We start from the raw sequence: 15,096 nt of genomic DNA, 5'->3' as shown, positions 1-15,096 counted from the left end.
CTGTGGGAGCGGCGGTGCGACGATTCGACTTGCCCGCGATAGCGATCTAACAGGCGCTGAAAATCCCGCGACTAGATCCGCCCTTCTGGCGCATACGGTGCCGGATCAATAATCGGCTCACGCCCCACCAGCACATCCACAAACAACTGACACGACGCCGGCGCCAACACCAGCCCATTGCGGTAATGCCCGCAGTTGAGCCACAGACCCTCAAACCCGGGTACCCGGCCAATATAAGGAATGCCCTCCGGCGAGCCCGGCCGCAACCCGGCCCAATGTCCGACCACTTCGGCCTCCGCCAATGCCGGAATCAACTCCACTGCCGACGCCTTCAGGCTTTCCAGGGCAGATTCGGTCGGCGTCTTGTCGAACCCTTCATGCTCCAGCGTACTGCCAATCAATATGTGCCCGTCGCGCCGAGGAATCGCATAACGCCCCTTGGCCAGGACCATGCTCGGCAGAAAATCCGCCGCGCACTTGTAAAGGATCATCTGTCCCTTGACCGGTTCGACCGGCAGGTCCAGGCCCAGGCTCTTGAGCAAATCACCACTCCAGGCGCCAGCCGTCAGAACCACCTGATCGCCATGAATGACGCCCGCCGAGGTTTGCACCCCGACGACAGCAGCGCCTTCACAAATGAACCCGCTGACTTCGCACTGCTCGTGAATCGTCACGTTCGGCAATGCCAGCAACGCAGCCTTGAGGGATTTCACCAACCGCGGGTTGCGTACGTTGGCCACATCGGCCATATGGATCGCCCGGGAAAACCCGGCACCGAGCACCGGCACCGCATCGTGGGCCGCCGAGATATCCACAGCCCGCAACGGCCGGTTTTCACGCTCGGCCCAGGCCAGCGCCTCGACTTCATCATCGAGATCCAGCCAGTACAAACCGGTGGTGTGCACCTCGGGATCAATCCCGGTCGCCGCGAACAAGCGCTCGCCCAGCTGTGGATAAAAGTCCTGGGACCAATGGGCCAACGCAGTGACCGCCGGGCTGTAGCGCCATGGATAGAGCGGCGACACGATCCCGCCACCGGCCCAAGAGGATTCCTGACCGACATTCGAGCGATCCAGCAATACAACGCTCTGCACTTCGGAGGCGAGATTGAATGCCGTCAGCAATCCTATTACGCCACCACCGACAATCACCACTTGCTGTTGCCTGGTCATGTTCTGATCCAACCGTTAAATAGACAGAGGGCGAAAAGGCGCCCGAAAAAGAACTCAGCGACCCCAGCAATCCTTGGTGGTCACGCCAGCGGCAGCATTTTCCATGCTTCTGACGCCGGTATTGGTGATGGTGAAATCCCCACACTTGTCCGTCGCCATGGCGCTGCCGGCCTTGCGCACAGCCGTCAATTTGAAGGCCTGATCGGTCAAGGCCGGAGTGATCGTGTAGAAATCATTGCCGACGCTCAGGCCGGTGGCACCGGTGTAGACATTCGACTTCGAATAAAACCGTTCGAGAATCTGCGCCTGCTCGGAAAGCAAACCCGCCACTTCAGTCCGACGGCCTTTCTTCACGTACTCGGTGAGGCTCGGGTAGCCAATGGTGATGACGATCCCGATGATCGCAATCACGATCATGATTTCAATCAGGGTAAAACCTCTACTGGTTCTGCGCATGCCTCAACTCTCACTCACTGTATTTGTCGCCACATGATGCGACGGCCGTCATTGCCGCCGCCCTTTTCAGTCAGCCTGGTCACCGTCGCACTGGAATCGCCCACGATCTTGGCGGTGCCACTGTTGACGATGGCGTTCAATACCGGTATCCCACCCGTGAAAATCACCCCGCTGGAAATCGTATCGCTGTTGTCGACGAGGTTATCGCCGTTGGTGTCGAGTACCGCGTAGTTGAACATTTTACCGCTGAATGCATCCAGTTCGATCAGTTTGCCGGTGCCGAAACTGGCACAAGGGTCCGTGGTGTCGACACTGGCGGTGGTAAATACGATCCGCCCCAGAACCAAAGCCGCCTGGTTGATCACCCGCTCACCGCTCAACACACTGTTGTAGACCAGTGGCAGGTACCAGCCCTTCTCGGCCGGGTAGGTCACTTCATTCTGACTTGTGGTGATGAACTGCCCCGAGCTTCCCGAAAACACGCCTGTTATCGCTTGGGCCTGCAAACTGGACGTGGTGATCTGCCCGGCGCCACCGTTGGCGTCCCACACCGCATAGAATGCTTGCAGGTCCTTGTTGGTCTTGTCAGCCGTCTCGTTGAATTTTCCAGTGCCGAAAAATACCACCTTGCCGCCCAGGGAATTGTCCGCCAGCAGCGGTTGCGCAGTGATCGGCTGAGTGGCGCCGCCCGCAGTGGTAAACAACGGCTTGCCGGCAAACGCCACGCCCCAGGTGTCCGTGGTAACGCCGCTCAGATCAAACTTCCACAACCGCCCTTTCAGGTCGCCACCATAGGCGGCCTGCACCACATTCTGCGAGTCGACCTTGAGTTTTACCGAGGACAGGCCGTTGGTGGTTTCGCTACTGTCGATAACGATCTTCTTGATCAGCGACCCATCTCGAATGTCCACCACGTACAACGCCGCCACCCCTGAACTGCTGCCATAGCCGTTGGAGATGAAAGCCGCCCAACGTCCATCGGCCAAGCGTGCCACTTCCGGGCGGGCGTAGGCATAACCCAGGTCATTGAACACGTTCGCGGTATTGGCCGTGGTTGGCGCACTGATCTCCCATAATGCCTTGGTCACGTTGCCAACCGCAGCGTCGTACAGCTGCACGGCGTAAAACGCCTTGCCGCCCGCGCCGGTACCGCCCAGTGCAAGGGTTTTCCAGGCACTGTTGAGCTGGGCATCGAACACCCCGAGCTGACCATCGACCAGAAATTCGTGACCGACACCATTGAGGTAGGCGGTGTCGGCGATATTGCGCAGGGTGGGCAGCACACTCGACGGCATGTAGGCATAACGCCTGGTGCCGTTGGCCGGGTTGATGACGCTTACAAAGCCGTCATTGGCGTTGACCACCAGACTGGCGGTCATGTTGGCGGCCTTGGTGGCCAGGTAGGTGCTGTAGCTGGTGTCGCCCACCAGGTCGGCGGCGGTCTTGTCCGACGGCGACGCCAGGACCAGGGGTGAATTGATGATGTCGCCGAGTAACACGCTGCGCGGTTTCAACCCGGTTTTGTTGATGCCCTTGCTCCATTCCACCAGATCGCTTCCGGTGATGCCGGTAGGCAAACCCTGGTTGAGGATCGCCTGCTGCGCCGGGGAAAAGTTGGCATTGGCCAGGGTCACTGGCGCATTGGTCAGGGTGTTCCACGACTGATAGGTCGGCGCCGTGGCGCCGGGCACGATGGCCGTATCGGTCGTCCAGAGTACCGAGGCGGTATTCACTTCGCCGCTGGAGGTGAAGCCATAGGACTTGATCGTGCCGCGCCAGTCCTTGGGGTCATAGCTGGTCTGGTAATAGGAGGCGCCGACCCCGACGATCGAGCTGCTGGTGATGCCGCTGCCCCCGGAACCGGCCTTGGACGTGATGTCGCTCAGCGCCGATGACAATGCCGTATTGAGGCCGGCACTGTCGGTCGCCTGATAGTACTTGCCCTGTCCATACCTGGCGGCATCCGACAACATCTGGTTCGCGGCGGCGAAACCTACGGTGTAGGTGTTCATGTTCTGCCTGGGAAAATCCGGAGCGTTCCAGCTTTTGCCCGCGGCATCGAAGCCCGTGGAGCGCATGTCGATGTCGAAGGCGAACTTGGCGATGTCATCCAGGTACAGGGTGTCGCCCTCGTCGTCGCCAAAGCGGTTGGCGCCATCGTTATTGCTGATACCGTCCCAGTTGGGTAAGGAGCTGCCACCCAATGGATCGTCGGTCGGAAAGGTTCGGTCGTAGGTCGGTAGACCATCGGTAATCACCACCCCGTAGTTTCTCTGGCAGCGATACTGGATCGGACTGGTGTAGGTGGTGGGCTTCGAGTTGTTGTATGGCGCCATGCCGCGGAAATAGCGGGTGATCTCGTAATAGGCTTCTGCCAGGGGCGTATTGGCCTCCGCGCTCAGTTCGTCGATTCCGGCGATCAATGCGTTGTAGTTGGTATTGGCCTGAGCCTGAGTCACGGTGCCGCTGACTGCCGACAAATCACTGACCGAGCGGGCGATGTAACCGCCGTCATTCTTATGGTTGCCGACAGCCAGGTTGAACGTCGCCAGGCCGATACGCAGCGAGCGATTACCGGCCACCAATGCCTTTGAAACGTTGCGCGCCACATTCATCCGGTAATCATTGGGGATCGAGCCATCGGTGAAATTCCGGTCGGAATTGTTGGCCAGGCTTATCAGATACGACAAGTATTTCGCAGAATAGCGAGTGTCCTCGCGCCCCACCGGATCGGGAAGTTTCAGGCAAAGCGAATCCCAACCAAAAAAACTGTTCTTATAAAAACCGTACCATCCATCCCTTTCGCATGTTCCACGAGTCAAACTCGACAAGGAAATATTGTTATCGCTCATGTCGAGTTCCCGGCCTTTCAAGCACGAACCGTTCGAGAGGCAAATAGTCACTTGAGGACGCGCGATAGTCGGGTCGAAGCCTGCCGCCCAGATAATGTTGTTCATACTCCCCGAGTCGTCGAGTAACAGCATCACATTGGGGGCCACGGCGGCGGCGTTCAACATCGGCGAATCAGAGGGCGTGAAGGCGTAAGCCGGCGCTGCCAGATAAAGGCTCAACACCGCGCCGCAGAACAACTGCAACAACCGATGGCGCCAACCTGTGCGCGCCTCAATATTTCGCATAGATACTCTCCACCACACTGCGCGAGTTGCCCGCGATGCCGACTGCGGTCACCCGGTACAGTGTTGCCGAGGTGTTGCTGGGCACATTCACGGCGTTCAAGGTGGTGCCGATGTTTTGCACCCCATAGAAGCCACCGCCAGCGGCGATCCAGGTCACCCCCGAGGTGGAGTTGAATCCGGCGCCGGTGATCGTCGAAGATTCCCCCGGCGGCGCGCATTGACTGGTGCCGCTGCAGACCGGCAACGAGTAGGTCTCCAGCTGCACGGCACTTTCCCCGATACGCAGCGCGGCTTCGGCGGCCTGGAACGATTGATTGCGCAAGGTCACGCTGCCGGCCATCTTTTCCTGCAGGGTAGCGTTCTGCATCGACGAAATACCGATCAATGTCAGCAGCAAGAGGAACACCAGGCTCACCAGCAGGGCCATGCCGTGCTGGGAGCGAGCGCTCACGGGAGAGAAACTCATCGGCCCTCTCCTCATGGCAACCGGTTGCGCAAAGCGGCAACCACGTTGAAGGTTTGCTCACGCACCCGGGCGTTCGGGTCTCTGAGGGTCAACGTCAGACGGACGCTGCGGATTCGCGCAGGGTCCGACGGGTTGCTGCTGTAGCTGGAAGCTGACACATCGGTGGCTGAACTGGCGAGGCCGAAGCTCACATTGAAGGCACTGACGTTATCGACCAGTACCACTTGGGTCGGCGTACCGGGGCCGACTCCCATGGTCAATTGGTTATTTTTAAGGCTGTAGACCAGCCGCCGGATCGGAAACGCCAGCTGTCCCGTTGCTGGCGATCGCAGGTCCTTATAAGCCGTCGCCACGGTCCTACAGTCAGATACCACGGTCCACGTCGGTGTCCCTCCAGCACCACCCACATCGGCAGTCACCAGGGTCAGTTTGAGATTGGCATTGTCCCAACTGATCGGTGTTGCCTGACTGGCTGTGAAGTCGCCCGCCGAACTGGCGTCGGTGATCGTTCCCAGGCAACCGAACATGCCGACCATGCGGATTTCCTGAATCATCTTGCTCAACACGAATCGTGCGTCTTCCTGCATGACGGCAGATGCGTTCTGGCTGACATAAGTGTTCTTGGCTGCAATAAAAACCTGCGCAACGCCCAACACCACGATCAGGCTCAACGCCAGGGCGATCAGCAATTCGATCAGGCCGAAACCTTTGCTGGTGTTATTCATGGCGTCGACACCGGGTCGACGGTGGCGCGACTGGTCAACACATAGCTGCGCCGCGAATTGGCGGTATTGGCCGCCCGCGAGTCGTCCCAGGTGATGGTGATGGTGTACACCCGCTGATTACGCGTGACGCTGCCGGTCGCGGTGGCGCCAAGGGCGTTGACGATGTTGGAGGTGAAATCGTACAAGTCCTGATCCCGGGCGACGCCGAGGTTGCCCGAGGTCGGTGGCGTGACGGTGTAATCGGCCGCGGAGTTGGCTCGAATGCGGTCCATCAGGTCGTAGGCGATAAAACTGGCCTGGCTGGTCATCCGCGAGCTGTCGGTGTATTTCAGCGCATTGAGCTGAATCGCCGCCGCCCCCAACAGGCCAACGCTCAGAATCAGCAACGCCACCAGGACCTCGATCAGCGTCATGCCTTCCTGTGCACGCTTGCTCCATCCCCTCATCCGCAACTTCCACCCAATAGAATTCGTCCATTCAAACACACATTCAGCGTCCTGCTTTGCGCCCCCCATACGTAGCTGATCACCACCGGCGTAGAGGCTGCCGACAACCCGCCCAGATTATTGAAATCGATCGGGGCCACACCTGAGGTTAGCGTCAGAGTCGCCCCGCTGCTCATTGCCGGAACAACCCGCAATACAATGGGCGGATTGACACTAGTGTCGTAAACAGCCAGCTCACCGGTCCAGACTTTGCCTGTTTCTGTCGGACGAAGCCGGGTAGTAATACCCCGGCCGATGGCTTCCAGTCTCGCGAAATTCAGAGCGCGTTGCAGATCACCCATTTCGGTGTCGGCCTTGGTGCTTTGCACTGAACGGGTAAATGCCGGAACGGCCATCGTGATCAGGATCAGAAAAACCGCGAGCGCAACCAGCAACTCGATCAGCGTGAAACCTTTTGTACGATGATCCATCGTTGCCCTCCGTAGCCTTCGGCTATACCTGCTTCTACACGCTAGAACATTCGACCGGCAGATGTTCGGTTGATTTGCCATTACTTGCGCAGGGATCGCGCGAGCCACCGCTCCATGGAGGGAGATGTCATGCGTCAGCAAGGTTTCAGCCTGATCGAATTGCTTATGGGACTGATGATTACGGGGATTGTTCTGTCATTGGTCAGTCCGGCTTTAGCGGCACTGACCGAGACGAACCATCGCGAGGCGGCGGCAAATTCGCTGGTCGCTGGCCTGCGCAGCGCCAGGAGCGAAGCGATCACACGCAGCCAGACTGTCATGATTCACGCCATCGACGGCGACTGGAGCCAAGGCTGGCGGATCATTGTGGATGTTAACGGCAAGGGTTACGAGGACAGCAGCAATCCGTTGCTGGTCGAACGCCGGAGTGGCACCCGGGTGCCGATCTTCGGTAATCGATATGTCAGGACGTCCATACGCTTCAGTAATCTGGGCGAACCGCTGCACAATGGCTTTCAGGCCGGGACACTGCATGTGTGCGCGGCCCGCGAGCCGGTTAGCCAACACCAGGTGGTGCTGGCCTCGAACGGTCGTGTCAGCCTGCGCAGTCAAAAAACTGAACAGGCTTTGTGCGCGGGAGGAAATGACTCAGAGCAAAGAGCGGACGCGTAATTCCTTAGGCATGGAGAACGTGATGTTCTCTTCGCGCCCCGCCCGCTCATCTGCCCCGGTAGCGCCCCACGCCTGCAATTGCTGGATCACGCCACGCACCAGGACTTCCGGCGCGGAGGCGCCCGCAGTGATGCCGATGCGCTGAACACCTTCGAACCAGCTCCTCTGCAGATCTTCGGCGCCGTCGATCAGGTAAGCCGGGGTCGCCATGCGTTCGGCCAGTTCACGCAGGCGATTGGAGTTGGAGCTGTTCGGGCTGCCGACCACCAACACCACGTCGCATTCGTCGGCCAGTTGCTTGACCGCGTCCTGACGGTTTTGCGTGGCGTAGCAGATGTCGTCCTTGCGCGGACCGCCGATCGCCGGGAAGCGCGCACGCAGGGCATCGATGACGCGACTGGTGTCATCCATGGACAGCGTGGTCTGGGTCACGAACGCCAGTTTTTCGGGATCGATCACCTGCAACGCAGCGACGTCTTTTTCGTCTTCGACCAGGTAGATCGCGCCACCATTGCTGCCATCGTACTGGCCCATGGTGCCTTCGACTTCCGGGTGACCGGCGTGGCCGATGAGGATGCATTCACGACCGTCGCGGCTGTAGCGCGCCACCTCGATGTGCACCTTGGTCACCAGCGGGCAGGTCGCGTCGAATACCTTGAGGCCACGGCCGGCCGCTTCGGTACGTACAGCCTGGGAAACACCGTGGGCACTGAAGATCACGATGACGTCGTCCGGCACCTGATCCAGCTCTTCGACGAAAATCGCGCCACGAGCACGCAGGTCTTCGACGACGAATTTGTTGTGGACCACTTCGTGGCGCACATAGATCGGCGGCCCGAAGACTTCCAGGGCGCGGTTGACGATTTCGATCGCCCGGTCCACTCCGGCGCAGAAGCCACGGGGGTTGGCGAGTTTGATTTGCATGCTGTGCCTCGTGTCTTGCGCAAAAACAATGGATAACCATTGTGGGAGCGAGCTTGCTCGCGATGGCGGAGTATCAGTCGACATCAATGCCGAATGTCAGGTCCTCATCGCGAGCAAGCTCGCTCCCACAAGTTACAGCGATTTGACGCTGATGATCTCGACGTCAAAGGTCAATGTCTTGCCGGCCAACGGATGGTTGAAATCGATGGTCACTTGCTCGTCATCGAATTCCTTCACCACGCCCGGCATCTCAGCATTGGCCGCATCGTTGAAGATCACCAGCAAACCCGGTGACAGTTCCATGTCCTTGAACTGCGAGCGCGGGATGATCTGCACGTTCAGCGGGTTGGGCTGGCCAAAAGCGTTTTCCGGTTGAATCGTCAGTGTACGCTTGTCACCCGCCTTGAAGCCGAACAGCGCGGCTTCGAAACCCGGCAACAGGTTACCGTCGCCGACCTGGAAGGTCGCCGGGGCTTTGTCGAAGGTGCTGTCGACGGTGTCGCCGTTCTCCAGGCGCAGTGCAAAGTGCAAGGTGACTTCCGTGTTCTGGCGGATGCGTTGCTCAGCCAATACCTGTTCAGTCATGAACGGTTTCTCCGGTTTTCTTGGTTTTGAACATATCCAGCGCCAGCATGACAGCACCTACAGTAATCGCGCTATCGGCGAAGTTGAACGCCGGGAAGTGCCACTGGTTCTGCCAATGCACCAGGATGAAATCGATCACATGGCCATAAGCAATGCGGTCATACAGGTTGCCCAGCGCGCCACCCAGCACCAGCGCCAACGCGACAGCCAGCCAGGTTTCGTTGCGGCCAAGGCGTTTGAGCCAGACCACCAGCACTGCACTGACCACAATCGCGATCAATGCGAACAGCCAACGCTGCCAGCCGGAACTGTCGGCGAGGAAACTGAATGCCGCGCCCGTGTTGTAGGCCAGGGTCCAGCTGAACAGATCGGGGATCACCACGATCTGCTGGAACATTTCGAGCTTGCCTTCGAAGTAGATCTTGCTGGCCTGGTCAATGACCAGGACCAGCAAGCTCAACCAGAGCCAGCTCAGCCGTCCGAAACGGCCAACGCCATTAGGCATAATGACGAACCTCGCCGGCGCCGCTGATGTTGTCGACGCAACGACCGCAGATTTCCGGATGCTCCGGGTTCACGCCGACATCTTCACGGCAGTGCCAGCAACGGGCGCACTTGGCGTGGCTCGACTTGACCACTTGCAGTTTCAAACCGGTGACTTCGGTGACTACCGCGTCCGCTGGAGCCTGAACAAAAGGCGCAACGGTGGCGGTCGAGGTGATCAACACGAAGCGCAGTTCGTTGCTCAGCTTGGCCAGGTCGGCGCTCAGCGCCTCTTCGGCGAACAGCGTCACTTCGGCTTGCAGGTTACCACCGACGGCTTTGGCCGCGCGCTGGATTTCCATTTCCTTGTTGACCGCAACCTTCACCGCCATGATCCGCTCCCAATAGGCGCGGTCCAGCTCGACGCCTTCCGGCAGTTCGGTCAGGCCTTCGTACCAGGTGTTGAGCATCACGGATTCGTTGCGCTCGCCCGGCAGGTACTGCCACAGCTCGTCGGCGGTGAACGCGAGGATCGGCGCGATCCAGCGCACCAGCGCTTCGGAGATGTGGTACAGCGCGGTTTGCGCCGAACGGCGGGCCTTGCTGTTGGCGCCAGTGGTGTACTGACGGTCCTTGATGATGTCCAGGTAGAAACCGCCCAGCTCCTGCACGCAGAAGTTGTGGATCTTGGAGTAGACGTTCCAGAAACGGTATTCGCTGTAGTGTTCTTGCAGCTCGCGTTGCAGCAGCAGGGTGCGGTCCACGGCCCAACGGTCCAGCGCCAGCATTTCTTCGGCCGGCAGGATGTCGGTGGCCGGGTTGAAACCGGTCAGGTTGGAGAGCAGGAAGCGCGCGGTGTTACGGATCCGCCGGTAGGCGTCCGCACTGCGTTGCAGGATCTGCTCGGAAACCGCCATTTCACCCGAGTAATCGGTAGAAGCCACCCACAGGCGCATGATGTCGGCGCCCAGGGTGTCGTTGACCTTTTGCGGCGCGATCACGTTGCCCAGGGACTTGGACATCTTGCGGCCGGACTCATCGACGGTGAAGCCGTGGGTCAGCAGTTCGCGATATGGCGCGTGGTTGTCGATGGCGCAACCGGTCAGCAGCGACGAGTGGAACCAGCCACGGTGTTGGTCCGAACCTTCCAGGTACAGGTCGGCACGTGGACCGGTCTCGTGGCCCATCGGGTGCGAACCGCGCAGGACGTGCCAGTGCGTGGTGCCCGAATCGAACCAGACGTCCAGGGTGTCGCTGATCTTGTCGTACTGCGGCGCTTCGTCACCGAGCAGCTCGGCGGCGTCCATCTTGAACCAGGCCTCGATGCCTTCGACTTCGACGCGCTTGGCGACTTCTTCCATCAGTTCGGCGGTACGCGGGTGCAGCTCGCCGCTTTCCTTGTTCAGGAAGAACGGGATCGGCACGCCCCAGTTGCGCTGACGGGAGATGCACCAGTCCGGACGGTTGGCAATCATCGAGTGCAGGCGCGCCTGGCCCCAGGCCGGAACGAACCTGGTCTCTTCGATGGCCTTGATCGCGCGCTTGCGCAGGGTGTCGCCGGTCACAGGTTCTTTGTCCATGCCGATGAACCATTGCGCGGTGGCGCGATAGATCAACGGGGTCTTGTGACGCCAGCAGTGCATGTAGCTGTGTTCGATTATGCTGGTATGCAGCAGCGCACCCACTTCGGTCAACTTGTCGACGATGGCCGGGTTGGCTTTCCAGATGAACTGGCCGCCGAAGAATTCCAGCGACGTCGCGTATACGCCGTTGCTCTGTACCGGGTTGAGGATGTCATCGTTGACCATGCCGTACTTCTTGCAGGTCACGAAGTCGTCTACGCCATAGGCGGGCGAGGAGTGAACCACGCCGGTGCCAGCGCCCAGTTCAACGTACTCGGCCAGGTAAACCGGCGACAGGCGATCGTAGAACGGGTGACGGAAGTTGATCAGTTCCAGTTCTTTACCGGTGGTGGTCGCAACGACCGAGCCTTCCAGGCTGTAACGCGCCAGGCACGACTCGACCAGCTCTTCAGCCAGTACCAGCAGCTTGTCGCCGACGTCGACCAGGGCGTAGTTGAATTCCGGGTGAACGTTCAGCGCCTGGTTGGCCGGGATGGTCCACGGGGTGGTGGTCCAGATCACGATCGAAGCCGGCTTGCCCAGCGATGTCAGACCGAAAGCGGTAGCCAGCTTGGCTTCGTCGGCAATCGGGAACGCCACGTCGATGGTCGAGGACTTCTTGTTTTCGTACTCGACTTCCGCTTCAGCCAGGGCCGAACCGCAGTCGAAGCACCAGTTCACAGGCTTGAGGCCCTTGAACACGAAACCGCCCTTGACGATTTCTGCCAAGGCACGGATTTCACCGGCCTCGTTCTTGAAGTCCATGGTCTTGTACGGGTTGGCGAAATCGCCCAACACGCCCAAACGAATGAATTCGGACTTCTGGCCTTCGATCTGTTCCGTCGCGTAGGCACGGCACAGTTCGCGGGTTTTGTCCGCGCCCAGGTTTTTACCGTGGGTCACTTCGACTTTGTGCTCGATCGGCAGGCCGTGGCAGTCCCAGCCCGGTACATACGGCGCGTCGAAACCCGACAGGGTTTTCGAACGGATGATCATGTCCTTGAGAATCTTGTTCAGTGCATGACCGATGTGGATCGTGCCGTTGGCGTACGGAGGACCGTCGTGCAGGACGAACTTCGGACGATCCTTGCCAATCTCGCGCAACTTACCGTACAGGCCAATGCTGTCCCAGCGCTGCAGAATCTGCGGTTCGCGCTGAGGCAGGCCGGCCTTCATAGGGAAGGCGGTGTCCGGAAGGTTTAGCGTGGCTTTATAGTCGGTCATTTAAGGCTCTTCATTAGCGATTGGCGCTAGGTGCGACAGGGCACGGGCGGCGGCAACATCCGCATTGATCGCCGTCTTAAGCGCCTCCAGAGAGGCGAAACGCTGCTCTTCACGCAGCTTGTGGTGGAAAACCACCGTCAAACGCCGGTCATACAGATCGCCGGCAAAATCTAAAAGATGGACTTCAAGGTGGGCTTTGCCATCACCCTGGACCGTTGGTCGCACGCCGATATTGGCGACGCCTGGCCAGGTCTTGCCGTCGATGTCGACGTTGACCAGGTAAACCCCGGTCAACGGCACGCGACGACGCTTGAGTTGTATGTTGGCCGTGGGCGTACCCAACTGGCGGGCCAGCTTCTGGCCGTGCAAGACCCGTCCGGCAATTCGGAACGGGCGACCAAGCAGCTGCTCGGCCAAGGCAAAATCGGCAGCGGCCAGGGCATTGCGGACCTGGGTGCTGCTGACGCGTATGCCGTCCAGTTCGACCGTCTGCGCCGCTTCGACGGTAAAGCCTTGCAGGACGCCGGCCTGCTGCAGGAAAACGAAATCCCCTACCCGGTCACAGCCGAACCGGAAGTCATCACCGACCTCCAGATGCTGGACACCGAGGCCGTCCACAAGGATCGTATCGACGAATTCGCTGGCGCTGAGCTTGCTCAGGCGCTGGTTGAACGCCAGGCACAACACCCGGTCGACCCCTTCCAGCGCCAGCAGCTGCAATTTGTCTCGCAGGCGGGCCAGACGGGCGGGCGCCGTGTCCGGGGCGAAGAATTCACGCGGCTGCGGCTCGAAAATCACCACGCAGCTGGGCACGCCCAACTCGAGCGCACGCTCACGCAGCCTCGCCAGGATTGCCTGGTGACCACGGTGAACACCGTCAAAGTTGCCAATAGTGGCGACACAGCCCCGATGCTGGGGGCGCAGGTTGTGGAGGCCTCGAACCAGCTGCATAACGCGCTTCTTGCTCATAAAGTGGTCGATTATAACCACACACGGCGGCCGACGACAGGCAACACCGTAACCAAAGTGATCGAACCGACAAAACCGCCGGCTCGCCCGTGTTTATCGAGGTCGCAACCTCAGCTCAACGCCTTGCGATTGAAGTCGCGCAAACGGAAGCCCATCAACAGCAACATACCAAAGTAAGCCACCACGCCAGCAGCGACCAGCGCACCCAGACGCAGGAATCGTTCGAGCATGCGCCCCTGATCCCAGGCCGGCATGAAATGCATCGCGCCCAGCAACACCGCGGACATCACCAGCACCGCGACCACCAGTTTAACCCCGAACTTTGCCCAGCCAGGCTGCGGCTGGTACATCTGCTGCTTGCGCAACTGATAGAACAACAGGCCGGCGTTGAGGCAGGCACCGGCGCTGATGGCCAACGCCAGGCCGGCGTGGGCCAGCGGGCCGATCAACACCAGGTTGAACAGCTGAGTAACGATCAAAGTGAAAATTGCGATTTTTACCGGAGTGCGGATGTTTTGTTGCGCATAAAAGCCCGGCGCCAATACTTTGATGACAATAATTCCCAGCAGACCGACAGAATAAGCGACCAGTGCGCGCTGGGTCATGGCCGCATCAAATGCACTGAACTGTCCGTACTGGAACAGTGAAACCGTCAGCGGCTCCGCCAGGATCCCCAGCGCCAGCGAGCACGGCAATACCAGTATGAAGCACAGCCGCAGCCCCCAGTCGAGGATTCGCGAATATTCTTGACGATCCTTGCTGGCGTAGGACTTGGCCAGGGTCGGCAGCAAGATAGTGCCCAACGCAACACCCAATACACCGGACGGCAATTCCATCAGACGGTCGGCGTAATACATCCAGGACACGGAACCGGCGACCAGGAAGGAGGCGAAGATGGTGTTGATAATCAGCGAAATCTGACTCACCGAAACGCCGAGAATCGCCGGCGCCATCTGCTTCAATACCCGCCAGACCCCGCTGTCGCGCAGGTTCAGGCGCGGCAGTACCAGCATGCCGATCTTTTTCAGGTGCGGCAGTTGATAGAGCAATTGCGCCAGGCCACCCACCAGTACCGCCCAACCCAGGGCCATGACCGGCGGATCGAAGTACGGCGTCAGGAACACCGCAAAGATGATCATGCTGACGTTGAGCAGCGTCGGCACAAAGGCCGGCACCGAGAAACGGTTATAAGTATTGAGGATCGCGCCGGCCAATGAAGACAGGGAGATCAGCAATATATAGGGGAACGTCACCCGCAGCAGGCTCACGGTCAGCTCGAACTTTTCCGGAGTGTCGGTGAAACCCGGCGCGGTCGCCCAGATGACCCACGGCGCGGCAACCATGCCCAGCACGGTGACCAGCGCCAGCACCAGCGTCAGCAGGCCGCAGACATAGGCGACAAAGGTCCGCGTCGCCTCCTCGCCCTGCTGGTTCTTGTATTCGGCCAGAATCGGCACGAAGGCTTGGGAAAATGCCCCCTCGGCGAAGATTCGCCGCAGTAGATTGGGCAGTTTGAAGGCGATAAAGAAGGCGTCGGTCGCCATCCCGGCACCAAATGCCCGTGCGATTAGAGTGTCCCTGACGAACCCCAGAACCCGGGAAATCATCGTGATAGAGCTGACGGCGGCCAACGATTTGAGCAGATTCATTGAAAGAGTTTGTGCCTGTCGATAAACAGCAGGCGAACAAAGCGCCCACTTATGCGATACTCCGCGCCGCAGCAGCACAGAGCCAAAGCTCGCGAG

At 59.6% G+C, this 15,096-nt stretch carries 14 protein-coding genes; 1 reads left to right on the top strand and 13 read right to left on the bottom strand.

The features are described 5' to 3' along the window. Positions 1 to 71: 71 nt before the first annotated feature. Genes thiO through PMA3_RS03240 form a run of 7 tightly spaced genes read right to left on the bottom strand, consistent with a single transcriptional unit; the run spans position 72 to position 6,872 of the window. Positions 72 to 1,172 (bottom strand): glycine oxidase ThiO, encoded by a 1,101-nt coding sequence (thiO, locus tag PMA3_RS03270; protein ID WP_064675831.1) that lies wholly within the window; start codon positions 1,170 to 1,172, stop codon positions 72 to 74. A gap of 54 nt (positions 1,173 to 1,226) precedes the next feature. After that, a complete protein-coding gene (locus PMA3_RS03265) occupies positions 1,227 to 1,628 on the bottom strand; it encodes a type IV pilin protein (RefSeq protein ID WP_064675830.1) in 402 nt (133 codons plus the stop codon). A 14-nt stretch (positions 1,629 to 1,642) separates the two neighbouring features. Beyond that, a complete protein-coding gene (locus PMA3_RS03260; RefSeq protein ID WP_064675829.1) occupies positions 1,643 to 4,765 on the bottom strand; it encodes a pilus assembly protein in 3,123 nt (1,040 codons plus the stop codon). Next, on the bottom strand, positions 4,752 to 5,231 hold the full coding sequence (locus tag PMA3_RS03255) for a pilus assembly PilX family protein (RefSeq protein ID WP_064675828.1): 480 nt from the start codon (positions 5,229 to 5,231) through the stop codon (positions 4,752 to 4,754). The genes PMA3_RS03260 and PMA3_RS03255 overlap by 14 nt, the downstream gene beginning before the upstream one ends. 11 nt (positions 5,232 to 5,242) lie before the next feature. Further along, positions 5,243 to 5,956, bottom strand: coding sequence for a PilW family protein (locus PMA3_RS03250; RefSeq protein ID WP_064675827.1), 714 nt, complete (start codon positions 5,954 to 5,956; stop codon positions 5,243 to 5,245). After that, positions 5,953 to 6,402, bottom strand: a complete 450-nt coding sequence (gene pilV, locus PMA3_RS03245; RefSeq protein ID WP_064675826.1) for a type IV pilus modification protein PilV — start codon at positions 6,400 to 6,402, stop codon at positions 5,953 to 5,955. Before pilV ends, PMA3_RS03250 begins: the two co-directional genes overlap by 4 nt. Further along, a complete protein-coding gene (locus PMA3_RS03240) occupies positions 6,399 to 6,872 on the bottom strand; it encodes a GspH/FimT family pseudopilin (protein WP_064675825.1) in 474 nt (157 codons plus the stop codon). The genes pilV and PMA3_RS03240 overlap by 4 nt, the downstream gene beginning before the upstream one ends. 129 nt (positions 6,873 to 7,001) lie before the next feature. Here PMA3_RS03240 and PMA3_RS03235 point away from each other — a divergent pair, with 129 nt between their 5' ends. Beyond that, positions 7,002 to 7,544, top strand: coding sequence for a GspH/FimT family pseudopilin (locus PMA3_RS03235; RefSeq protein ID WP_064675824.1), 543 nt, complete (start codon positions 7,002 to 7,004; stop codon positions 7,542 to 7,544). Here the strand turns inward: PMA3_RS03235 and ispH are convergent. The 6 genes from ispH to murJ form a co-directional block, all read right to left on the bottom strand. Then, positions 7,521 to 8,468 (bottom strand): 4-hydroxy-3-methylbut-2-enyl diphosphate reductase, encoded by a 948-nt coding sequence (gene ispH, locus PMA3_RS03230; RefSeq protein ID WP_064675823.1) that lies wholly within the window; start codon positions 8,466 to 8,468, stop codon positions 7,521 to 7,523. The genes PMA3_RS03235 and ispH overlap by 24 nt on opposite strands. A 132-nt stretch (positions 8,469 to 8,600) precedes the next feature. Then, entirely contained in the window at positions 8,601 to 9,053 is a 453-nt protein-coding gene (fkpB, locus tag PMA3_RS03225; protein WP_064675822.1) for an FKBP-type peptidyl-prolyl cis-trans isomerase, read from the bottom strand. Then, positions 9,046 to 9,558: a signal peptidase II gene (lspA, locus tag PMA3_RS03220; RefSeq protein ID WP_064675821.1), complete on the bottom strand. Its 513-nt coding sequence runs from the start codon at positions 9,556 to 9,558 to the stop codon at positions 9,046 to 9,048. The genes fkpB and lspA overlap by 8 nt, the downstream gene beginning before the upstream one ends. Further along, a complete protein-coding gene (gene ileS / locus PMA3_RS03215; RefSeq protein WP_064675820.1) occupies positions 9,551 to 12,382 on the bottom strand; it encodes an isoleucine--tRNA ligase in 2,832 nt (943 codons plus the stop codon). The genes lspA and ileS overlap by 8 nt, the downstream gene beginning before the upstream one ends. After that, complete coding sequence (gene ribF, locus PMA3_RS03210; protein WP_064675819.1) at positions 12,383 to 13,333, bottom strand: bifunctional riboflavin kinase/FAD synthetase; 951 nt, start codon at positions 13,331 to 13,333, stop codon at positions 12,383 to 12,385. Between the two features lie 128 nt (positions 13,334 to 13,461). Further along, entirely contained in the window at positions 13,462 to 15,000 is a 1,539-nt protein-coding gene (gene murJ / locus PMA3_RS03205; protein ID WP_064675818.1) for a murein biosynthesis integral membrane protein MurJ, read from the bottom strand. Positions 15,001 to 15,096: the final 96 nt, after the last annotated feature.

It is taken from the genome of Pseudomonas silesiensis (genome assembly GCF_001661075.1).
Classification (GTDB): Bacteria; Pseudomonadota; Gammaproteobacteria; order Pseudomonadales; family Pseudomonadaceae; genus Aquipseudomonas; species Aquipseudomonas silesiensis.
This window is presented reverse-complemented; position numbering and strand designations above follow the sequence as displayed.